Here is a 22,070-nt window from a genome sequence, read left to right on the forward strand (position 1 = left end):
AGATGGCGTTATTAAATGTAGATAAATTATCGGTGCACTTCGGCGATGTCGGTGCCGAATTCCGCGCCGTAGACCGCGTGAGCTATAGCGTGAACCAGGGCGAAGTGATCGGTATCGTGGGCGAATCCGGCTCCGGTAAATCGGTCAGCTCGCTGGCAATCATGGGCCTGATTGATTTCCCCGGCCGCGTGATGGCGGAAAAACTGGAGTTCAACGGTCAGGATCTGAAACGTATTTCGGAAAAAGAGCGCCGCAGCCTGGTGGGTTCCGAAGTGGCGATGATTTTCCAGGATCCGATGACCAGCCTGAACCCGTGCTACACGGTCGGTTTCCAGATTATGGAAGCCATTAAAGTCCATCAGGGCGGTAATAAGAAAACCCGCCGTCAGCGGGCGATCGACCTGCTGAACCTGGTGGGAATTCCCGATCCGGCATCGCGCCTGGACGTCTACCCGCACCAGCTTTCCGGCGGGATGAGCCAGCGCGTGATGATCGCGATGGCCATCGCCTGTCGGCCGAAGCTGCTGATTGCCGATGAGCCAACAACCGCGCTGGATGTCACCATCCAGGCGCAAATCATTGAGCTTTTGCTGGAGTTGCAGCAAAAAGAAAACATGGCGCTGATCCTGATCACGCACGATCTGGCGCTGGTGGCGGAAGCGGCGCACAAAATCATTGTGATGTACGCAGGCCAGGTGGTGGAAACCGGCGAAGCGAAAGATATCTTCCGCGCGCCGCGCCATCCATACACCCAGGCGCTGCTGCGCGCGCTGCCGGAATTCGCGCAGGATAAAGCGCGTCTGGCGTCGTTGCCGGGCGTGGTGCCGGGTAAATACGACCGCCCGAATGGCTGCCTGCTGAACCCGCGCTGCCCGTACGCAACGGACAAATGCCGCGAGCAAGAGCCAGAACTGAACACCGTCGATGGCGGCCGTCAGTCCAAATGTCACTACCCACTCGATGACGCCGGGAGGCCGACACTATGAGTACGCACGAGGCCACCTCGCAACAGCCGCTGTTGCAGGCTATCGACCTGAAAAAACACTACCCGGTGAAGAAAGGGCTGTTCGCCCCGGAACGCCTGGTGAAAGCGCTGGACGGTGTGTCGTTCACCCTTGAGCGCGGCAAAACGCTGGCGGTGGTGGGCGAATCCGGCTGTGGTAAATCCACGCTCGGCCGTCTGTTGACGATGATTGAAACCCCGACCGGTGGCGAGCTTTACTACCAGGGGCAGGATCTGCTTAAGCACGATCCGCAGGCGCAAAAACTGCGTCGCCAGAAGATTCAGATTGTCTTCCAGAACCCGTATGGCTCGCTGAACCCACGTAAAAAAGTCGGGCAAATTCTTGAAGAGCCGTTGCAGATCAACAGCGAATTGAGCAAAGCGGAGCGTCGGGAAAAAGCGTTGGCGATGATGGCAAAAGTCGGCCTGAAAACCGAGCATTACGACCGTTATCCGCATATGTTCTCCGGCGGCCAGCGTCAGCGTATTGCTATCGCCCGTGGCTTGATGCTCGACCCGGACGTGGTGATCGCCGACGAACCCGTTTCGGCGCTGGACGTGTCCGTGCGTGCGCAGGTATTGAACCTGATGATGGATTTGCAGCAGGATTTGGGGCTGTCTTATGTGTTTATCTCCCACGATTTGTCCGTGGTTGAGCATATCGCCGATGAAGTGATGGTGATGTACCTCGGCCGCTGTGTGGAGAAGGGCACCAAAGATCAGATCTTCTCAAACCCGCGCCATCCATATACTCAGGCGTTGCTTTCCGCAACACCGCGCCTGAACCCGGATGACCGCCGCGAGCGGATTAAGCTGACCGGCGAGCTGCCAAGCCCGCTGAATCCGCCGCCGGGTTGTGCCTTTAACGCCCGCTGCCGTCGTCGTTTCGGCCCCTGCACGCAGTTGCAGCCACAGCTGAAAGATTACGGTGGTCAACTGGTTGCCTGCTTCGCTGTCGACCAGGATGAGAACCGCGAGATCCCGCACACGTAATCCATCTTTGAGCCCGGTGTCTGATTGCCTGATGGCGCTACGCTTATCAGGCCTACGCGCCGGGTTTGTTTTTTGTAGGCCGGATAAGGCGTTAGCCGCCATCCGGCGCAATGCCAGCTGTTGCCATCGAACGCCTGATAGCGCTTCGCTTATCAGGCCTACGCGCCGGGTTTGTTTTTTGTAGGCCGGATAAGGCGTTAGCCGCCATCCGGCGCAATGCCCGCTGTTACCACCGAACGCCTGATGGCGCTTCGCTTATCAGGCCTACGCGCCGGGTTTGTTTTTTGTAGGCCGGATAAGGCGTTAGCCGCCATCCGGCGCAATGCCCGCTGTTGCCACCGAACGCCTGATAGCGCTTCGCTTATCAGGCCTACGCGATCAGCAATATTGCGAAATTGCGTAGCCGCCACCCGGCATAAATTCCGCTTACTGCGGGTACGGCACCCAATCGCCGCCGTTCAATCTCACATACGGTTTGTTCTGGTACTGAATCACCACCGCGTTGGCGTTTTCCGATACCGGCGCCGTTTGCGGCAGGTTACTGATCAGTTGCTCCCAGTTCACGCTGTCCTGGCTGAAGATTTTGCCATCCAGCACGCGCGTCACAATCTCCGACACCGCCAGGAAACTGCTCGGCTGCGTCACCACCAACGGTGCGCCCTGGTGCGGGGCTTTCATGCCGAAGAACTTGATCGCCGCCGGGACGCTGGTGATCGATGGGCTGGGAATATCGCGCAGACCGGAAACCTGCATTTTGTCCCCTTGCAGCGCCGCGCCGTGTTCCGGCACCAGCACAACCATCACTTTACGCCCGGATTTCTCCAGTTGCGTGAAGAAAGCATCCAGCTCATCAAACAGTTTCTGCGCGCGCAGTTTGTAATCTGCGGTTTTGCGATCGCCCGGATAGTGGTTGCCATCATGCAGCGGCAGCAGGTTGTAATAGGTTGCAGTTCGCTGACCCTGTTTGAAGCCGTCAGACTCCATCCAGCGGTTCAGCACGGCGGTATCGTCATAAATCGGCGAACCGTCGAAAGAGAGCAGCACTGGCGGCAGGCCCGCCTGGTTCATCAGCGGCACCTGCATGCCCCCGTTATCACGCACTTCTTTCAGGAAGCCGCCAAACTCGCCGTTATGGTCCATCATCAACTGTTGCGAAAAGCCCAGTTTCGACAAGTTATCAAACAGGTAGCATTGGTTGTTGGCCTGCTGGTAGAGGTTTTTATGCGATGGCTGACCGCAGCTTGCGCGCAGCAGGCGAATCGCCGCCGGGCCGCTGTAGGCGGTCGCGGAGTTAAAGTTTTTGAACTCAATATCAAAGTGCGACCACAGCGGATGCGACGCTAAACCGGCGGCTTCCACATCGGCCCAGGAGAGCGAACAGATATTGATAAACAGCAGGTCGAACGGCTGCGCATCGGCTGGCAGTTGCGCCGGGAAAGTACTCTGACGCTTCTCTTCGGCGGCATAGAAACTGGCGAGCCACGCGTTGAGGTTTTCCGACGTCGGCGGCGCCGTTTGCGCCGGAATATCACCGACAACGGGGGTATCGCCCGCCGCTGCGACGGTTGCCGCCGCCGTACCGCCGGTGGTGGTCACGGTGGTGGTTGGCTGGCCGCCGGGCCACAAATTAAAGGCAGGACCGCTCAGCGTCAGCACGTTCAGCCAGATCATAATGGCGACCACAAACACCGTGACGCGCACCCACTGCGCCAAAAAAAGCCACGCCACCAGCAGAACAAATATCGCGCCAATCATCTGCCAGTTAATAAAGCGAGTGACCAGATCCAGCAGATAATCGGCGCTAAAGCCCGCCACCTGCGAACCCTGGCTCATCATGCTTTCCAGGCCTGGCAACCAGGTGTCGTGCCAGAACAGGCCAAAACCAATGGGAATCGCAATCCAGTGACGCAAACGGTGCAGGCTCAACCGTGGCAATGGCATCAGCAGGAACGCCATAAACACCAGGTTCATCATCGGATGGAAGTTAAGATAGCCTGCCCACAACAGCCCGAATTTCACCAGAAAATAGAAATTCCAGCCGGAAAGACCGCGCCAGTATTGCCACAGCGGTGAAGGCGATGAAGTGGTCAACGTATTATTTGTCATGTTTACGGTCTGCCTTGACGAGCGAGTCCCGGCGTAAAACCCCGGTGGGTTTTACATAACGGGGTTTGGTAAAGGTTAAGCGAAATGCGGTGCGAAGCGGGCGCGCCCAGTGGCGCGCAAGGTAACCCAGCGGGAAGAAGATCAGCGCGCAAAGCACGATGAGCTGAATAATATCGCTGATTGACATCATGAGGACTGCTCCGTCGCGTCGCTTAATAACCGGTACGGCTCTGGGATCCGACGCCAGCTCGTGCCGTCGTGTTCCGCATTAATGATTTTCTTCGCCTGCGCGTTGTTCTGGGCTGTGGCGGGAAGCGGTTTCGACACTTTTTCCGGCGAGAGGGTGCGCATCTGCACCAGCTCCACGGCAATCTGGTTGTCTTCGAACCACACCATACGGTTAGAGAAAATATCCCCCGTGGGTAACGGGAAAATATGGTTTAACGCCGTATCAAGATCGTTGACCCGGCAAAAAGACAAAAACAGCATCAGGCGGTTGTCGCTCATGCTGACGATATCGCCCACGCGGTTCGGGCGGCACAGGGTCAGCGCCTGCTCAACACGAATACCGGGCACCGGGCGCAGTGCCACCATCACACCTTTACCATCCGGCGGTAACAACGGGTTATTAACCATATTGGCGACCGCATCGCAGAACACCTCCCACGGCTGATATCCGCGCAGCTTCAGCGGCTGGGTCATCGACAGCAGCGTGGTGATATCTTCCGGCACCAGGCGGTTAAATTGCTGACCCTGCACGCTTTCGATCAGCGTTAAGCAGCGCGACAGCGGGGCGTTCCACGGGATCACCATATTCGCGCCGCAGCCGAGCAACAGGCGTTCATCGGTGGCGCGCAGGCTGGCGATGTTTTCCCGTACGATGATTTTCAACCCGCTGCCGCGCTGGCGGCGCAGGGTGTGAATCTGCCGCGCGATGGTGTCGATTTGGTTATTTTGCGCAAGGCTGAAAATCAGCGTCGCGGCCTGACAGGTGCGCGCTTCTTCAAATAACGCTTCGTTGGTTTCAAATAATGACCAGTGTTCGGACAGCGGCGGCGCGCCTTCCAGCACCGCGACATTGCTTAAAATGCGTTTTTCATCGCTGCGCGGTTGTACAGAGGCTTCTTCTTGCTGGGCTAACTGCCACTGACCATCATGATGATTAAGCTGCAATTGTTGGCGGGCGCTAATACCTTTTTCATTACACCACCAGGCGACATCATAAAGATGGATATCGCTTTGAAAACGTAAACTCGCCAGGCCAAATAATGAGCGATATTCACTCATTAGAATCGACGACTGTTTATCATTGTTATTGCCGGGGTTAATAACCAATAAAGAACAGTTGTGATATTTTGTCCACGCTTGAGTTCTTTCTAACCACTTGCGTAATTTTGGAGCAGGAATATTCTGCCAGGCATTATTTTCACAAAGCAGAATCAGTAAATATTTTTGCGGTTCGATGGAGCAGAGTAAATCGCGGGTGAAAAAGTATAGACTATTATCCTGATTTGGCATGGCGAAGAGCTGGATTTTTTCCGGACCGTGATCTTTATCCAATTTGATAATATTTTTCAGGTCGTGACCCATGCCGACCACCGCCACTTTCGCGTCGTTGTCTTGTGCGGCGAGCGTTTGGTTTATCAGGCTCAATGCGTCCTGTTCACGGTCGGTATTTAACCAAAAAACACCGCCCACAGGCATGTGACGCAATTCGTCCCATAATGATTGAATGCCGATAGAAAATATGGGGTCCACGATGTCCCTCTTGAAGCGAAATTGTCTGTATCTCAGTTTACTAGCGAAAGCCGAGAAATAAACCTAACATTGAAATTAAAGAACATCAGATTTAGCATGTAAACGAATTTTCTCGGGCATGATGCCGTTCGACATCTGACGTGATTTTATTATTCAATGGGATCGGGGCAAATGCATAACAATGAACCCAAAACGCAGTCAGACCCGACCCTGGGTTATACATTTCAAAACGACTTTTTGGCGCTAAGCAAGGCATTTTCATTGCCCGAAATAGACTACGCCGATATTTCCCAGCGTGAACAGTTAGCGGCGGCGATTAAGCGCTGGCCGCTGCTGGCTGAATTAGCCCGTCAACAATAAAGGACCCTTGGATGACCGTCTTGGGATTACAGGGGATCCGTGGTGGCGTTGGTACGACATCGATCACTGCGGCTCTCGCCTGGTCGCTACAGCTCTTAGGAGAGTCAGTGCTGGTTATTGATGCCTGCCCTGATAACCTTCTGCGCCTGTCATTTAATGTCGATTTCGACCACTCGCAAGGCTGGGCGCGCGCGATGCTTGACCGCGAAGACTGGCGCGACGCGGGCATGCGTTACACCTCGCAACTCGACGTGCTGCCTTTTGGCCGCCTGGCGGCAAACGAATGGGAAAACACGCATTTATTGGATGAGGTGCTCAGCCAACTCACGCCCGTTCTGCAAACCCTGAAAGAACAGCAGCATTATCAATGGGTGTTGATTGACCTGCCGCACGGCGTTTCGCCGCTGGCGCGCCAATTTATTGAGCAGTGCGATCACGTTTTTAGCGTCATCAAACCCGACATGAATTGCCATGTTCGCCTGCACCAGCAGCCACTGCCGGCGGGCGGGCATATCCTGATTAACGACCTGCGAATTGGCAGCCAGTTGCAGGACGATCTCTGGCAAGTCTGGCTGCAAAGCCAGCAGCGTATTCTGCCAATGGTGATTCATCGTGATGAAGCGATGGCGGAATGCCTGGCTGCCAAACAACCGCTCGGCGAATACCGCAGCGACGCGCTGGCGGCGGAAGAGATTCTGACGCTGGCGAACTGGTGTTTGCTCAAACGTATTCCGGCCAGTGAAAGGAGCGAGGCATGAGCCGCCTTTCCGCCTGGTTGCTGATCCCCCCGGTAAGCGCGCGCTTAGGCGCGCGCTACCAGCATTATCGCCAGCATGGCGCATCGGGGTTTAGCGCAGCGTCTGGCTGTTTCTGGGCGATCCTCGCATGGCTGTTTATTCCGCTGGAGCATCCGCGCTGGCAGCAATTACGCGCACAACAGCTGTTGTGGTATCCGCATATTGACCCTGACAAACCGCGCCCGCTCGACCCGGCGCGCTATGCGCTGCAAACCTTGTGGCTGCTGATTACCTTACCCTGGGGACCGCCAAAATCGGCGCGCCGCCAGCGCTTCGCCCGCATGCGCGCATTGCGTGGCCGTTGGTACAACTGGCTGGATACGCTGCCGGAACGTTTCACGCAACGCACTGGCCATCTCGAGGCTAAAAAAGAGCTGGCGCACATCAACCCGACGCTGCGACGCGTGATTTTAGGCGTGATCGTGGCGTTCTCGTTTATTCTCGCCATTCTCTGTATCACTCAGCCGTTTAACCCGTTGTCGCAATTCGTCTTTTTGATGTTGCTGTGGGGCGTAGCGCTGTTGGTGCGACGCATTCCGGGGCGCTTCTCCGCGCTGATGCTGATCGTGCTCTCGCTGACGGTTTCCTGCCGCTACATCTGGTGGCGTTACACGTCGACGCTGAACTGGGACGATCCGGTCAGCCTGGTGTGCGGCCTGGTGCTGCTGTTCGCCGAAACTTACGCCTGGATAGTGCTGGTGCTCGGTTATTTCCAGGTGGTCTGGCCGCTGAATCGCCAGCCGGTGCCGTTGCCGAAAGATATGTCGCAATGGCCATCGGTGGATATCTTCGTGCCGACGTACAACGAAGATCTCAACGTGGTGAAAAACACCATTTACGCGTCGCTCGGCATCGACTGGCCGAAAGACAAGCTGAAGATCTGGATTCTGGATGATGGCGGTCGCGAAGAGTTTCGCCAGTTCGCCAAAACGGTCGGTGTGGAATACATCGCCCGTACCACGCACGAACACGCGAAAGCGGGCAACATTAATAACGCGCTCAAACACGCGAAGGGCGAGTTCGTGTCGATTTTCGACTGCGACCACGTGCCGACACGCTCCTTCCTGCAAATGACCATGGGCTGGTTCCTGAAAGAGAAAAAGCTGGCGATGATGCAGACGCCGCACCACTTTTTCTCGCCGGATCCGTTTGAACGCAACCTCGGGCGTTTTCGCAAAACGCCGAACGAAGGCACGCTGTTCTACGGCCTGGTGCAGGATGGCAACGACATGTGGGATGCCACCTTCTTCTGCGGTTCCTGTGCGGTGATCCGTCGCGTGCCGCTGGATCAAATCGGCGGTATCGCGGTCGAAACTGTCACCGAAGATGCCCACACTTCACTGCGTTTGCACCGCCTCGGCCACACGTCGGCCTATATGCGCATTCCGCAGGCGGCAGGGCTGGCGACAGAGAGTTTGTCCGCGCACATTGGTCAGCGTATTCGCTGGGCGCGCGGCATGGTGCAGATTTTCCGCCTCGATAACCCGCTCATGGGCAAAGGGCTGAAACTGGCGCAGCGCTTGTGTTACGTCAACGCCATGTTCCACTTCTTATCCGGCGTTCCGCGGCTGATCTTCCTTACCGCACCGCTGGCGTTCCTGTTGCTGCATGCCTATATCATTTATGCCCCGGCGATCATGATCGCGCTGTTCGTGCTGCCACATATGATTCACGCCAGCCTGACCAACTCGAAAATCCAGGGTAAATATCGCCACTCGTTCTGGAGCGAAATCTACGAAACCGTTCTGGCGTGGTATATCGCCCCGCCAACGATAGTGGCACTGTTTAACCCGCACAAAGGCAAGTTCAACGTCACCGCCAAAGGTGGCCTGGTGGAAGAAGAGTATGTGGATTGGGTCATTTCCAAGCCCTATATCTACCTGGTGTTATTGAACCTGCTCGGCGTGCTGGTCGGGATTTGGCGCTATTTCTACGGCCCGGAAAACGAAATTCTCACTGTCTTTGTCAGTATCGCGTGGGTGTTCTACAACATGGTGATCCTCGGCGGCGCGGTCGCGGTGTCGGTGGAGAGCAAACAGGTGCGTCGTTCGCACCGTGTAGAAATGACTATGCCAGCGGCGATTGCCCGCGAAGACGGCCATCTTTTCTCCTGTACCGTGCAAGACTTCTCCGACGGCGGCCTCGGCATCAAGATCAACGGCCAGGCGCAGGTGCTGGAAGGGCAGAAAGTGAATTTGCTGCTTAAGCGCGGCCAACAGGAGTATGTGTTCCCGACCACCGTGGCGCGCGTCAACGGCAATGAAGTGGGTTTGCAACTGATGCCGCTCACCACCAAACAGCATATCGATTTTGTGCAGTGTACTTTTGCCCGCGCCGATACATGGGCGCTGTGGCAGGACAGTTTCCCGGAAGATAAACCCCTGGAAAGCCTGCTGGATATTTTGAAACTGGGTTTCCGCGGCTATCGCCATCTCGCGGAATTTGCTCCCTCGTCCGTCAAAATGATTTTCCGCTCACTCACCACGCTGGTGTCCTGGGTGGTGTCGTTTATTCCGCGCCGTCCGGCACGGAATGTGGCCGTGCAGCAACCGATGACGTGATTGGCTCAACAATGATGAAAACGCGATGAAAAGAAAACTTTCCTGGATTTGTGCAGTGGCAGTGGGGATGAGCACGCTGACCCCAATGATGACCTTCGCAGCGCCTGCGCGTCCGGCACCGACTGTGCCGGCGGTCGCGCCCGCGACTGAGCCGGTCGTGACCCCTGCGCCGGGACAAACGGAAACCGTAACGCCGAACACGCCAACCGAAGGGCAAACGGTGGTGGGCCAAGTGATGCCTGGCGTACAAGGTGCCAACGCGCCGGTGGCGGCCGATGCGCCGTCGCGCGATGTGAAACTCACCTTTGCGCAAATCGCGCCGCCGCCGGGCAGTATGGTGCTGCGCGGCATCAACCCGAACAACAGCGTCGAGTTTGGCATGCGCAGCGATGAAGTGGTGTCGAACGCGGTGCTCAACCTTGAGTACACGCCGTCGCCGTCGCTGCTGCCGGTGCAGTCTCAGTTAAAGGTCTATCTGAACGATGAGTTGATGGGCGTGCTGCCGGTCACCAAAGAGCAGCTTGGCAAGAAAACGCAGGCGCAGTTGCCCATCAACCCGCTGTTTATCACCGACTTTAACCGCGTGCGGCTGGAGTTTGTCGGGCACTATCGCGATGTGTGCGAAAACCCGGCCAGCAGCACGCTGTGGATGGATATCGGCCGCGATAGCTCGCTGGATCTGACTTACCAGAAGCTGTCGGTGAAAAATGATCTTTCGCACTTCCCGATCCCCTTCTTCGACCCGCGTGACAACCGTCCGTTAACGCTGCCGATGGTCTTCGCCAGCGCGCCTGGCGTTGAGCAACAGCAGGCGGCGGCGGTGATCGCCTCCTGGTTTGGTTCGCGTACCGGCTGGCGCGGGCAGACGTTCCCGGTGTCGTACAACGCACTGCCGGACAGCAATGCCATCATCTTTGCGACCAACGACAAGCGCCCGGATTTCCTCAAAGATCACCCGCCGGTGAAAGGGCCGACCATCAGCATGGTCAACCACCCGACTGACCCGTATCTGAAGTTGCTGGTGGTGTTTGGCCGCGACGATAAAGACTTGTTGCAGGCAGCGAAAGGCATCGCCCAGGGCAATGTGCTGTTCCGTGGCGATAGCGTGACGGTCAACGAGGTGAAACCGCTGCTGGCGCGTCAGCCTTATGATGCGCCGAACTGGGTGCGCACCGATCGCCCGGTCACTTTTGGCGAGCTGAAATCCTATGAAGAGCAGTTGCAGTCCACCGGGCTGGAACCGGCATCCATCAACTTGTCGATGAACCTGCCGCCGGATCTCTACCTGCTGCGCAGCACCGGTATCGATATGAACCTGAATTATCGTTACACCGCGCCGCCGACCAAAGACAGTTCGCGCATGGATATCAGCCTGAACAATCAGTTCCTGCAATATTTCAACCTGACGGGGAACCAGGAGAGTAACCGTCTGCTGCTGCATCTCCCGGTGCTGCAAGGGCTGCTGGACAGCAAAACGGACGTGTCGATTCCGGCGCTGAAACTGGGGGCGATTAACCAACTGCGCTTTGATTTCCAGTACATGAATCCGATGCCGGGCGGCACGATCGAGAACTGCGTGACCTTCCAGCAAGTGCCGAACCGCGTGGTGATTGGCGACGATTCGACCATTGATTTTTCAAAGTATTACCACTTTATCGCGATGCCGGATCTGCGCGCGTTCGCCAACGCGGGCTTCCCGTTTAGCCGCATGGCTGATTTGTCGCAAACCATCGTGGTGACGCCGCCGCAACCGACGCCTGCGCAGGTCGGTACGCTGCTGGATACGCTCGGTACGGTCGGCGCGCAAACCGGTTTCCCGGCGATCAATGTTCAACTGACCAACGACGGCAACCAGATCAAGGATAAAGACGCCGACATCATGATCATCGGCGCGATCCCGGCGCAGCTGAAAGATGACAAACGCATCGACCTGCTGGTGGATGCGGCGCAAAGCTGGGTGAAAACCCCACTGCGCCAGACGCCGTTCCCGTCGATTGTGCCGGATGCCGCCGACCGCCAGGCCGATACGCAAACCGGTGTCACGTCCGATGGCCCAATGGCGGCGATTGTCGGCTTCCAGTCACCGTATAACGATCAGCGCAGCGTGGTCGCGCTGCTGGCCGATAGCCCGCGTGGCTACGAACTGCTGAACGGGGCGGTGAACGACAGCGGCAAACGCGCGGCGATTTTTGGCTCGGTGACGGTGATCCGCGAATCGGGCGTGAACGGCCTGCGCGTGGGAGATGTTTACTACGTCGGTCATCTGCCGTGGTTTGAACGCATTTGGTACGCGCTCTCCAACCATCCGGTGCTGCTGGCGGTACTGGCGGCGGTGGTTGTGGTGTTGATGGCGTGGGTGCTGTGGCGTCTGCTGCGGATCATCAGCCGCCGTCGTCTTGACCCGTCGGATCACGAGTAACTGACCATGCATGCGTTACGGGGTGTTTTGATGGCAGCACTGGTGCTGGCGGCGGTGAATGTGCGCGCCGCCTGCACATGGCCGGCCTGGGATCATTTTAAGCAGGCGTATATCAGCGAAGGCGGCCGGGTTATCGACCCCAGCGATCAACGCAAAATCACCACCTCGGAAGGGCAGAGCTACGCGCTGTTCTTCGCACTTGCCGCCAATGACCGCGCGATGTTCGACAAGCTATTGGCATGGACGCAAGACAACCTCGCGCAGGGCTCGCTCAGCACGCATCTTCCCGCCTGGTTATGGGGGAAAAAAGAGGATGACCGTTGGGCGGTGCTCGACAGCAACTCCGCGTCCGATGGCGATATCTGGATCGCCTGGTCACTTTTAGAGGCGGGGCGTCTGTGGAAAGAGCCGCGTTATACTCAGTTAGGTAAGGCGCTGCTGGCGCTTATCGCGAAAGAGGAAGTGGTAACCGTGCCGGAGCTGGGTTCCATGTTGCTGCCGGGGAAAGTCGGTTTTGCCGAACCCACAACCTGGCGCTTTAACCCGAGCTACCTGCCGCCGCAATTGGCCCGTTATTTCGCCCAATTTGGCGCGCCCTGGTCAACGCTGCGTGAAACCAATCTTCGCCTGCTGCTGGAGACCGCGCCGAAAGGCTTCTCACCGGACTGGGTACGTTATCAAAAGAGCAACGGCTGGCAGCTTAAAGGCGAGAAAACTCTGGTCAGCAGTTACGATGCGATCCGCGTTTATTTGTGGGTCGGCATGCTAAATGATCGCGACGAGCAAAAAGCGCGCCTGCTGAACAAACTGAAACCGATGGCGAACGTCACCGCGAAGAATGGCGTGGTGCCGGAAAAAGTGGATGTCGCCACCGGGCAGATTCACGGTGATGGCCCGGTCGGTTTCGCTGCTGCGCTGTTGCCGTTTTTACAGGATCGTGATGCGCAGGCCGTGCAACGGCAAAAAGTGGCTGACCATTTCCCCGGCGATGATGCCTATTACAGCTACGTTCTGACCCTGTTTGGACAAGGATGGGATCAGTATCGTTTCCGCTTCACCCCTCGCGGGGAGTTACAACCTGACTGGAACCAGGAATGCGCAAGTTCATCGTAAGTTTACTTTGTCTCTCACTCGGCCTCGCGCTGGCACCCGGCGTGAGCGCGGCAGAGCCCACCGCGCAGCAGCGGTTACTGGATCAGGTTCGTCTGGGCGAGAGCACCCGGCGCGAGGATCTGGTCAGCCAGTCGTTATACCGTCTTGAACTTATTGACCCGGATAACCCGGACGTCGTTGCCGCGCGTTTGCGCTATTTACTGCGCCAGGGCGACACGGCGGGCGCGCAAAAGCAGCTCGACCGTCTGAAAACGTTGGCACCGAACTCCAGCGCGTATCAATCCTCGGTCACTACTATGTCGCTTTCTAGCGCAGAAGGGCGCCAGGCGCTGCAACAGGCGCGCTTACAGGCGACGACAGGCCACACGCAAGAAGCGATTGCCGCTTACGATGCGCTGTTTAAAGGCCACCCGCCGGAAGGCGATATCGCGGTCGAGTACTGGTTGGTCGTCGCGAAAGTCCCGGCGCGTCGTAATGAAGCCATCAAGCAACTGCAAACACTTAACGCCCGCAACCCCGGCAACGGACTGTTGCAAGGCGGGCTGGCGCCGTTGCTGTTTGCCGATGGCCGCAGCGCGGAAGGCTTCGCGATACTCGAAGAGATGGCGAAATCCAGCGGCGGGCGCGAAACGGCGGCGAGCATTTGGTATCAACAAATTCAGGACATGCCGGTGAGCGATGCCAGCGTAAAAGCGTTACAGCATTTCCTGACACTTTTCACCTCGGGCGATACGGCGGACAGCGCCCGTACTCAGCTTGCGGCGCAGCAAAAACAACTGGCCGATCCGGCTTTTCGCGCGCGCGCGACAGGGCTGGCGGCGGTGGATGCCGGGCAGGGAGCAAAAGCGGTGGGCGAGCTGCAACAAGCGGTGAATGCGAACAGTGCTGACAGCGAAGCCGTGGGCGCGCTGGGGCAAGCCTATTCGCAAAGCGGCGACCGCGCCCGCGCAGTGGCGCAATTTGAAAAAGCCATCGCCATGGACCCGACCAGCGGCAACCGCAGCAAGTGGGACAGCCTGCTGCAAACCAACCGCTATTGGTTGTTGATTGAGCAGGGCGATAACGCGCTGAAAGCCAATAACCCGGCGCAGGCGGAGCGTTACTACCAGCAGGCGCGCAACACCGACAACACCGACAGTTACGCGGTGCTCGGCCTCGGTGATGCGGCGGTGGCGCGCAAAGATAACGCGGCGGCGGAGCGTTTTTACCGCCAGGCGCTGAGCATGGACAGCGGAAACACCAACGCCGTGCGCGGCCTTGCCAACATTTACCGCGCCGAATCGCCGGAAAAAGCGGAAAGCTTTATTCAATCCCTCACCGCCAGCCAGCGGCGCAGCATTGACGATATTGAACGCGGGCTGACGAACGACCGGTTGTCGCAACAGGCCGAAGCGCTGGAAAGCAAAGGCCAGTGGGCGCAGGCGGCAGAACTGCAACGCAAACGGCTGGCGCTCGACCCCGGCAGCGTGTGGATAACCTACCGTCTGGCGAGCGATTTACGCCAGGCCGGGCAGCAGGGCGAAGCGGATTCACAAATGCACCGGCTGGCCGCGCAGAAGCCGGGCGATCCTGAACAGGTTTATGCTTACAGCCTGTACCTTTCGGGGAACAATCAGGAGATGGCGGCGTTAAACCACCTCAACGCCCTGCCAAAAGAAAAATGGAACAGCAACATTCAGGAACTGGCGGACAGGCTGCAAGCCAACCAGTTGCTGGAGAAAGCCAATCGCCTGCGCGACAGCGGCCATGAAGATCAGGCCGTGGCGTTACTGGCGCAGCAACCGGCTTCCACGCGTCTTGATTTAACACTCGCCGATTGGGCGCAACAGCGGGGCGATTCGGCGTCCGCGCAGGACGCTTATCAGCGCGTGTTGAAGCGCGAACCGGCAAATGAAGATGCGCTGCTCGGGCTTGCCGAACTCTACGCCGCTGACGGTAATTTTGTGGCGGCGCGCGCGCAACTGGCGAAAATGCCCGCCGCAACGCCCGCACAGCCTCCGTCGATCAACACCCAGCGGCGTCTGGCGCTGGTACAAACCCAACTGGGCGATATCGACAGCGCGGCGCGCATCTTTGGCACCATTGTTCCGCAGGCGAAATCCCAACCGCCGTCGATGGAGAGCGCGCTGGTGCTGCGCGATGCCGCCCGTTTCGACGTGCAAACCGGCGCGCCGCAGCAGGCGCTGGAGATGTACAAAGACGCGATGGTGGCGTCCGGTGTCACTACGCAGCGCCCGGCGAATAACGACAGCTTTACCCGCTTAACGCGCAATGATGAAAAAGATGACTGGCTCAAGCGCGGCGTGCGCAGCGATGCGGCGGATCTTTACCGCCAGCAGGATCTCAATGTCACGTTGCAGCATGAGTATTCCAGTTCCAGCGGTACGGGCGGTTATTCCGATTTGAAAGCCCACACCACCATGTTGCAGGTGGATACGCCGCTGGCGGACGGGCGTATGTTCTTCCGTACCGATGTGATCAATATGGATGTCGGTACGTTCAGCCAAAATGCCGATGGTTCTTATGACCCGAGCTTTGGTACCTGTGGCGATGTGGCGTGTTTCGGCGGAAACCGTCATCAGTCAGATAACGGCGCCAGCATTGCGGCGGGCTGGAAAAACAACACCTGGTCGATGGACATTGGCACCACGCCGATGGGTTTTAACGTCGTCGATGTGGTCGGCGGGCTGAGCTACAGCAGCGATGTCGGCCCGCTCGGTTATACCGTCGATTTACACCGCCGCCCGATCTCCAGCTCATTGCTGGCCTTTGGTGGACAAAAAGATCCGGCCAGCAATACCGGCAAAACCTGGGGCGGCGTGCGCGCCAACGGCGGCACGCTCAGCCTGAGTTATGACAAAGGCGAAGCGAATGGCGTCTGGGCGAGCCTCGGCGCGGATACGCTGGAAGGCAAAAACGTTGCCGATAACTGGCGTGTGCGCTGGATGACCGGTTACTACTACAAGCTGATTAATGAGAACAATCGGCGCGTTACCGTCGGGCTGAACAACATGATTTGGCACTACGACAAAGACTTGAGTAACTACACGCTGGGCCAGGGCGGTTATTACAGCCCGCAGGAGTACCTCTCTTTCGCGGTGCCGGTGTTGTGGCGTCAGCGCACGGAAAACTGGTCGTGGGAACTGGGCGGTTCGGTGTCGTGGTCGCACTCGCGCACCAAAACTATGCCGCGTTATCCGCTGTTGAGCCTGATTCCATCTGAGTTCCGTTCGCAGGCGAGCGAGCTTACCGAATCTGGCGGCAGCAGCACCGGCGTGGGTTACACCGCGCGTGCGCTGATTGAACGCCGCGTCACTTCCCACTGGTTTGTCGGTGCCGGGATCGATATTCAACAAGCGAAGGACTACACGCCGAGCCACGGGTTGATTTACGTGCGTTATTCCGGCGCGGGCTGGCAGGGTGACATGGATATGCCGCTTCAGCCGCTGGTTCCCCAGGCAGACTGGTAAAAAAAGACAATTCCTGGCGGTTAACCACGGCGCGAAACACCCTCAGATTCGTGGTTAACTGCATTTACATCAACGCGTTACCTCATTCATTCACTGCTGTAATAAGTGGACTGAGAATATGCTTAGCGGTTAGTCTCAAGAGCGTCGCGATAGAGTATACTCTGGCGGCAGAGTCATCCTTATCTCTGCTCTGCGCCAATTGTTTCTCTGGAGAGTGATTTTGCGTGTTAGCCGTTCTTTAACGATTAAACAGATGGCCATGGTTTCTGTTGTCTCTATGGTGTTTGTTTTTATTTTTTGCGTCATTCTGCTGTTTCACTTCTTACAGCAGAATCGCTACAACACGGCTGCACAACTGGAAAGTATCGCCCGTTCTGTTCGTGAACCGCTTTCAGCGGCGATTTTGAAGGCCGATATTCCCGAGGCCGAAGCCATTATTCAGCAGATCAAGCCCGCCGGGGTGGTGAGCCGCGCCGATGTGGTGCTGCCCAACCAGTTCCAGGCGCTGCGCATGCGCTTTATTCCCGAAAGTCCGGTGCCGGTGATGATCACGCGGATATTCGAGCTGCCAATCCAGATCTCCTTACCGATTTATTCGTTGGAACGCCCGGCGAACCCGCAGCCGCTGGCGTACCTGGTGCTGCAAGCGGACTCGTATCGCGTCTATAAGTTCGTCATCAGCACGCTATCAACGTTAGTAACTGCTTACTTACTGCTCACCCTGATGATCACCGTGGCGCTCACCTGGTGCATTAACCGGCTGGTGGTGCACCCGCTGCGTAAAATCGCCCGCGAACTGAATGAACTGCCCGCGCAAGATCTGCCCGGACACCAACTGGTGCTGCCGAGGCTGCATCATGATGATGAGATTGGCATCATGGTGCGAAGCTACAACCGCAACCAGCAGATGCTGCTGCGCCAGCAAGAAGAACTGAACATTCAGGCGATTCAGTTCCCGGTTTCCGAACTGCCCAACAAAGCGTTTCTGATGGCGCTGCTGGAACAAGCCGTGGCCGGGCAATCGCGCACCGCGCTGCTGGTGGTTTCCAGCGATACCCTGCGCGACACCGCCGGTGTGTTGCAGGAAGCGCAGCGCGAAGTGCTGTTGCTGACGCTGGTTGAAAAACTGAAATCGGCGCTGGCGCCGGGGATGGTGCTGGCACAACTGAGCATTTGCGACTTCGCGATCCTCGCGCACGGCGTGCAAGCGCCGTGGCAGGCGATGACGCTAGGTAAGCGAGTGCTCACTGTTATCAATGAGTGCGTTCCGCTTAAAGGCATCCAGCTGCGCCCGCACGCCAACATTGGCGTGGCGATGTTCAACGGCGACCTCTCTTCCGCACAGCTTTATCAACAAGCGGTTTCGGCGGTGGCCAGCGCGCAGCGCAAAGGCAAAAACCAGATTCACTTCTACGACCCCGCGCAGTTAGAGCAAGCACAGCAATGGCTGGCGCAAGAGCGCGAGATCGCTAGTGCTCTTGAGCAGCGGCGTTTTGCGCTCTGGCTGCAACCGCAGGTGGAATTAATGGGCGGTGCGGTGGTGGGCGCCCAGGCGGTGCTGCGCTTGCAGCAGGCGGACGGCAACTGGTCTGGCGAAGAAGAACTGTTTAAACGCATTGTTTCTTGCGGGCAAACGGCCAGCGTTACGCAGTGGATGCTGGACGAGGCTTGCCGTTTGCTGGTGGCCTGGCAGGCGCGCGGCATCACGCTGCCGCTGTCGGTCACGCTTCCGGCGCAGGCGCTGTTGCAACATAACCTGGCCGCTGAACTGCCTGAATTGTTGCGCCGCTATTCTATTGCGCCGCACACGCTGACCCTCGATATTACGGAAAGCCGCCTGTTCACCGATGCGCAATTCGCCGTCGCCACGCTGTTGCCACTGCGTGAAGCCGGGGTGCAAATTGTGCTGGATGATATTGGCATGGGGTTTAGCGGCTTGCAGCAGATGCAGCCGTTGCCGCTGGATGCCCTGAAAATCAGCAAAATGTTTGTGGATGGCTTGCCGGACGACAGCCATATGGCGGCGGCGATGATTCCGCTGGCGCGCAGTCTGATGGTGCGCGTTATTGCCGATGGCGTGGCGCATGAAGGGCAACGCGCATGGCTTGTTGAGGTGAGCGTCGATGTGGCGCAAGGCGCGTTGTTTGCCCGCCCAATGCCGACAGAGGCCTTTGAGCGCCGCTATTTTGCCGTCTCGGATAATGCCGAAAACAGCTAAATTGTTATGGGATTGTGCGAGTTAGTTCAAAGTTTTTAACATTGTTGTTTCGGAATTGATCTAAGTTCATTTCTGTCATGTTTGACGGGTGTTATTTTTAAATCGCAGGCTAACCGAAAACCCTATAAAGCCTGAGGTTTAATCTCAAGGACACCTTATGAAAACCTCCCTGTTTAAAAGTCTCTACTTTCAGGTCCTGACTGCGATCGCGGTCGGTATTTTGCTTGGCCATTTCTACCCTGAACTCGGGGCGCAGATGAAACCGCTGGGTGACGGCTTCGTCAAACTCATCAAAATGATCATCGCGCCCGTCATTTTTTGTACGGTTGTCACCGGCATTGCAGGCATGGAAAGCATGAAGGCGGTGGGTCGTACCGGTGCGGTTGCACTGCTCTATTTTGAAATTGTCAGTACGCTGGCGCTGATCATCGGCCTGATTATTGTCAATGTGGTGCAACCCGGTGCGGGTATGAACGTTGACCCCGCGACGCTGGATGCCAAAGCGGTGGCGGTGTACGCCGAACAGGCGCAGTCGCAGGGGGTAACCGACTTCCTTCTCGATGTGATCCCGGCGAGCGTCATTGGCGCCTTCGCCAGCGGTAACATTCTGCAAGTGTTGCTGTTTGCGGTGCTGTTTGGCTTCGCGCTGCATCGTCTCGGCCATAAAGGCCAGCTGATTTTCAACGTCATTGAAAGCTTCTCGCAGGTGATCTTCGGCATCATCAATATGATTATGCGCCTGGCGCCCATCGGCGCGTTCGGGGCGATGGCCTTTACCATCGGCAAATACGGCGTGGGGACGCTGGTGCAACTCGGCCAGTTGATTATCTGCTTCTACATCACCTGTATTCTGTTTGTGGTGGTGGTGCTGGGCACTATCGCGCGTGTCACCGGGTTCAATATCTTCAAATTTATCCGTTATATCCGTGAAGAGTTGCTGATTGTGCTGGGCACCTCGTCTTCCGAATCCGCGCTGCCGCGCATGCTGGAGAAGATGGAGCGCCTCGGCTGTCGTAAATCGGTGGTCGGGCTGGTCATTCCCACGGGCTACTCGTTCAACCTGGATGGCACCTCGATTTACCTGACGATGGCGGCGGTATTTATCGCCCAGGCGACGAATACCCATATGGATATCATTCACCAAATCACCTTGCTGGTGGTGCTGCTGCTCTCTTCGAAAGGGGCCGCTGGGGTGACGGGCAGCGGGTTTATCGTGCTGGCGGCAACGCTTTCTGCCGTAGGACACCTGCCGGTGGCGGGGCTGGCGTTGATTCTGGGTATTGACCGCTTTATGTCCGAAGCGCGCGCCCTGACCAACCTGGTCGGCAACGGCGTAGCAACCATTGTGGTGGCGAAATACGTTAAAGAGCTTGATAAGAAACAGTTGGTTAACACGCTGAATAATCGTTCGGATACGGCGCAAAGCCCCGGAATCTCCTCTTAATTTCGATACTTATGCCCGTAGTCTCTTGTCTGACTACGGGCAGCTAAGCATAATTACCCCTCGCTAACGTCACAATTCATGATGAATTTTCGGCATAATTCACGTCACAATGTGACGTTTTGCTTTTCCTGCGGTCTAAAAGCGAAGTGTTTTATGTCTCACCAAGCCTCCTTTTGGCGGGCATACTTTTTAACCAGGAATGTTGATTAGGGGTTCTCATGCAGGGCACAAAAATTCGATTGATAACGGGCGGTTTGCTGATGTTGGCGGCGGCCGGTTATGTGCAGGCAGAGGCGCTCCAGCCCGATCCGGCCTGGCAACAAGGAACGCTGTCGAATGGTTTTCATTGGCAGGTTCTCGCTACGCCGCAGCGCCCCAGCGATCGCATCGAAATTCGCTTGTCTATTGATACCGGCTCGCTCACCGAAAGCACGCAGCAGAGCGGTTTCAGCCATTTTATTCCCCGTGTTGCCTTGACCCACAGCGGCCGCCTCGAACCGGCGCAGGTTCGTTCTTTATGGCAACAAGGGATTGACCCGAAACGCCCGCTGCCGCCGGCGCTGGTCTCCTACGAATACACCCTTTACAACCTGAGTCTGCCGAACAATCGCAGCGACTTGCTGAAAGAGGCGATGATCTACCTGTCGGATGCTGCCGGGAAACTCACCATTACGCCTGAGACGGTGAATCACGCCCTCGCCAGCAACGATATGGTCGCGACCTGGCCTGGTGACACCCAGGACAGCTGGTGGCGCTATCGCCTGAAAGGTTCGCCGCTGCTGGGCCACGATCCGGCGGGTGAACTGAAAGAACCGGTCGATGCCGAGCAGTTGAAGGCGTTTTACGAGAAGTGGTATACGCCAGACGCCATGACGCTGATTGTGGTAGGCAACGTCGATAGCCGCGCCGTCGCAGAGCAAATCAATAAAACCTTCGGCGAGCTGAAAGGCAAACGCCAGTCGCCGACGCCGGTCGCGACGCTGTCGCCGCTGCCGCACCAGCCAGTGAGTCTGATGAGCGAAGCCGTGACGCAGGATCGTCTGTCGATTATGTGGGATTCCGCCTGGCAGCCGATTCGCGAGTCCGCCGAGCTTGAACGCTACTGGCGCGCGGATTTAGCCCGTGAAGCGCTGTTCTGGCATATCCAGCAAAACCTGAATAAAAACAACAGCAAAGATATCGGCCTCGGCTTTGACTGCCGGGTACTGTTCCAGCGTGCGCAATGCGCCATTAACGTCGATTCGCCGAATGACAAACTGGATGCCAATACCGGTGTGATTGGTCGCGAGCTGGCAAAAGTGCGTGATAAGGGCCTGCCGGAAGAGGAATTCAAGGCGCTGATTGCGCAGAAAAACCTCGAATTGCAGAAGCTGTTCGCCACCTACGCCCACGCCGATACCGACATCCTCATCAGCCAGCGTATGCGTTCGTTGCAAAACCAGGTGGTGGATATCGCGCCGGAGCAGTATCAAAAATTGCGCCAGCGTTTCTTAGCCAACCTGACGCCGGAGTTGCTGAATCAGGATCTGCATCAGCAGCTTTCGCAAGATATGACGCTGGTGTTGTTGCAACCGAAAGGCGAACCGGAACATAACATGAAGGAGTTGCAGGCAACGTGGGACGCGGTGATGAAACCGGCTGAAACGCCCGCCGCGCCTGCCAGCACTGATGATGTTCGCCCGGATGTGTCGGATATCCCGCCGCAGCAGTGATCTCATCCCCTTCAGCCGAAGAAGGGGGCAAAATGCTTAGTTCCATCTGGACAAGGAAGTCTGCTGGTGGAGTGTTCTTCCAGTAGCTTGTCCCATTAACTCAACGGAAAGGATTG

14 protein-coding genes are annotated in these 22,070 nt (G+C 57.2%); 11 read left to right on the forward strand and 3 right to left on the reverse strand.

Annotated features, from left to right (window positions below; genetic code table 11):
- Nucleotides 1–2 precede the first annotated feature (2 nt).
- Together dppD and dppF are read left to right on the forward strand one after the other, a co-directional pair.
- The gene (gene dppD / locus AAEY27_RS01055; protein ID WP_342323120.1) at nucleotides 3–986 is read left to right on the forward strand and encodes a dipeptide ABC transporter ATP-binding protein; all 984 of its coding nucleotides are present in this window, start codon (nucleotides 3–5) and stop codon (nucleotides 984–986) included.
- Nucleotides 983–1,996, forward strand: coding sequence for a dipeptide ABC transporter ATP-binding subunit DppF (gene dppF, locus AAEY27_RS01060; RefSeq protein ID WP_342323121.1), 1,014 nt, complete (start codon nucleotides 983–985; stop codon nucleotides 1,994–1,996). The genes dppD and dppF overlap by 4 nt, the downstream gene beginning before the upstream one ends.
- Before the next feature lie 426 nt (nucleotides 1,997–2,422).
- On the opposite strand, the gene bcsG is transcribed toward dppF, so the two are convergent.
- From bcsG to bcsE, 3 genes are read right to left on the reverse strand one after another with little or no spacing between them, the layout of a single operon-like run.
- On the reverse strand, nucleotides 2,423–4,102 hold the full coding sequence (bcsG, locus tag AAEY27_RS01065; protein WP_342323122.1) for a cellulose biosynthesis protein BcsG: 1,680 nt from the start codon (nucleotides 4,100–4,102) through the stop codon (nucleotides 2,423–2,425).
- On the reverse strand, nucleotides 4,092–4,292 hold the full coding sequence (gene bcsF / locus AAEY27_RS01070; RefSeq protein ID WP_342323123.1) for a cellulose biosynthesis protein BcsF: 201 nt from the start codon (nucleotides 4,290–4,292) through the stop codon (nucleotides 4,092–4,094). The genes bcsG and bcsF overlap by 11 nt, the downstream gene beginning before the upstream one ends.
- Entirely contained in the window at nucleotides 4,289–5,860 is a 1,572-nt protein-coding gene (gene bcsE, locus AAEY27_RS01075) for a cellulose biosynthesis c-di-GMP-binding protein BcsE (RefSeq protein ID WP_342323124.1), read from the reverse strand. Before bcsE ends, bcsF begins: the two co-directional genes overlap by 4 nt.
- Nucleotides 5,861–6,031: 171 nt before the next feature.
- Here bcsE and bcsR point away from each other — a divergent pair, with 171 nt between their 5' ends.
- The 9 genes from bcsR to AAEY27_RS01120 all read left to right on the forward strand — a co-directional run bounded on the left by bcsR (nucleotide 6,032) and on the right by AAEY27_RS01120 (nucleotide 21,954).
- On the forward strand, nucleotides 6,032–6,220 hold the full coding sequence (gene bcsR, locus AAEY27_RS01080; RefSeq protein ID WP_342323125.1) for a cellulose biosynthesis protein BcsR: 189 nt from the start codon (nucleotides 6,032–6,034) through the stop codon (nucleotides 6,218–6,220).
- 11 nt (nucleotides 6,221–6,231) lie between these two features.
- Nucleotides 6,232–6,978 (forward strand): cellulose biosynthesis protein BcsQ, encoded by a 747-nt coding sequence (bcsQ, locus tag AAEY27_RS01085; RefSeq protein ID WP_342323126.1) that lies wholly within the window; start codon nucleotides 6,232–6,234, stop codon nucleotides 6,976–6,978.
- A complete protein-coding gene (gene bcsA, locus AAEY27_RS01090; RefSeq protein WP_342323127.1) occupies nucleotides 6,975–9,578 on the forward strand; it encodes a UDP-forming cellulose synthase catalytic subunit in 2,604 nt (867 codons plus the stop codon). Before bcsQ ends, bcsA begins: the two co-directional genes overlap by 4 nt.
- Before the next feature lie 25 nt (nucleotides 9,579–9,603).
- Nucleotides 9,604–11,997, forward strand: a complete 2,394-nt coding sequence (bcsB, locus tag AAEY27_RS01095) for a cellulose biosynthesis cyclic di-GMP-binding regulatory protein BcsB (protein ID WP_342323128.1) — start codon at nucleotides 9,604–9,606, stop codon at nucleotides 11,995–11,997.
- A 6-nt stretch (nucleotides 11,998–12,003) separates the two neighbouring features.
- Entirely contained in the window at nucleotides 12,004–13,110 is a 1,107-nt protein-coding gene (bcsZ, locus tag AAEY27_RS01100; RefSeq protein ID WP_342323129.1) for a cellulose synthase complex periplasmic endoglucanase BcsZ, read from the forward strand.
- On the forward strand, nucleotides 13,092–16,580 hold the full coding sequence (bcsC, locus tag AAEY27_RS01105; RefSeq protein ID WP_342323130.1) for a cellulose synthase complex outer membrane protein BcsC: 3,489 nt from the start codon (nucleotides 13,092–13,094) through the stop codon (nucleotides 16,578–16,580). The genes bcsZ and bcsC overlap by 19 nt, the downstream gene beginning before the upstream one ends.
- Nucleotides 16,581–16,800: 220 nt before the next feature.
- Entirely contained in the window at nucleotides 16,801–18,798 is a 1,998-nt protein-coding gene (locus AAEY27_RS01110) for a sensor domain-containing phosphodiesterase (protein WP_342323131.1), read from the forward strand.
- 157 nt (nucleotides 18,799–18,955) lie between these two features.
- Nucleotides 18,956–20,242: a dicarboxylate/amino acid:cation symporter gene (locus AAEY27_RS01115; protein ID WP_342323132.1), complete on the forward strand. Its 1,287-nt coding sequence runs from the start codon at nucleotides 18,956–18,958 to the stop codon at nucleotides 20,240–20,242.
- A gap of 218 nt (nucleotides 20,243–20,460) precedes the next feature.
- A complete protein-coding gene (locus AAEY27_RS01120) occupies nucleotides 20,461–21,954 on the forward strand; it encodes a M16 family metallopeptidase (protein WP_342323133.1) in 1,494 nt (497 codons plus the stop codon).
- The last annotated feature ends 116 nt before the right edge of the window (nucleotides 21,955–22,070 follow it).

Origin of the sequence: Kosakonia sp. BYX6, from assembly GCF_038449125.1 — a bacterium.
In the GTDB taxonomy this organism is placed as follows: Bacteria; Pseudomonadota; Gammaproteobacteria; order Enterobacterales; family Enterobacteriaceae; genus Kosakonia; species Kosakonia calanthes.

Coding starts and splice junctions, on each gene's coding strand:
- bcsB (WP_342323128.1), top strand. CDS start 9,604: ATGAAAAGAAAACTTTCCTGGATTTGTGCAGTGGCAGTGGGGATGAGC.
- AAEY27_RS01120 (WP_342323133.1), top strand. CDS start 20,461: ATGCAGGGCACAAAAATTCGATTGATAACGGGCGGTTTGCTGATGTTG.
- bcsQ (WP_342323126.1), top strand. CDS start 6,232: ATGACCGTCTTGGGATTACAGGGGATCCGTGGTGGCGTTGGTACGACA.
- dppF (WP_342323121.1), top strand. CDS start 983: ATGAGTACGCACGAGGCCACCTCGCAACAGCCGCTGTTGCAGGCTATC.
- AAEY27_RS01115 (WP_342323132.1), top strand. CDS start 18,956: ATGAAAACCTCCCTGTTTAAAAGTCTCTACTTTCAGGTCCTGACTGCG.
- bcsR (WP_342323125.1), top strand. CDS start 6,032: ATGCATAACAATGAACCCAAAACGCAGTCAGACCCGACCCTGGGTTAT.
- bcsZ (WP_342323129.1), top strand. CDS start 12,004: ATGCATGCGTTACGGGGTGTTTTGATGGCAGCACTGGTGCTGGCGGCG.
- bcsG (WP_342323122.1), bottom strand. CDS start 4,102: ATGACAAATAATACGTTGACCACTTCATCGCCTTCACCGCTGTGGCAA.
- bcsF (WP_342323123.1), bottom strand. CDS start 4,292: ATGATGTCAATCAGCGATATTATTCAGCTCATCGTGCTTTGCGCGCTG.
- bcsA (WP_342323127.1), top strand. CDS start 6,975: ATGAGCCGCCTTTCCGCCTGGTTGCTGATCCCCCCGGTAAGCGCGCGC.
- bcsC (WP_342323130.1), top strand. CDS start 13,092: ATGCGCAAGTTCATCGTAAGTTTACTTTGTCTCTCACTCGGCCTCGCG.
- dppD (WP_342323120.1), top strand. CDS start 3: ATGGCGTTATTAAATGTAGATAAATTATCGGTGCACTTCGGCGATGTC.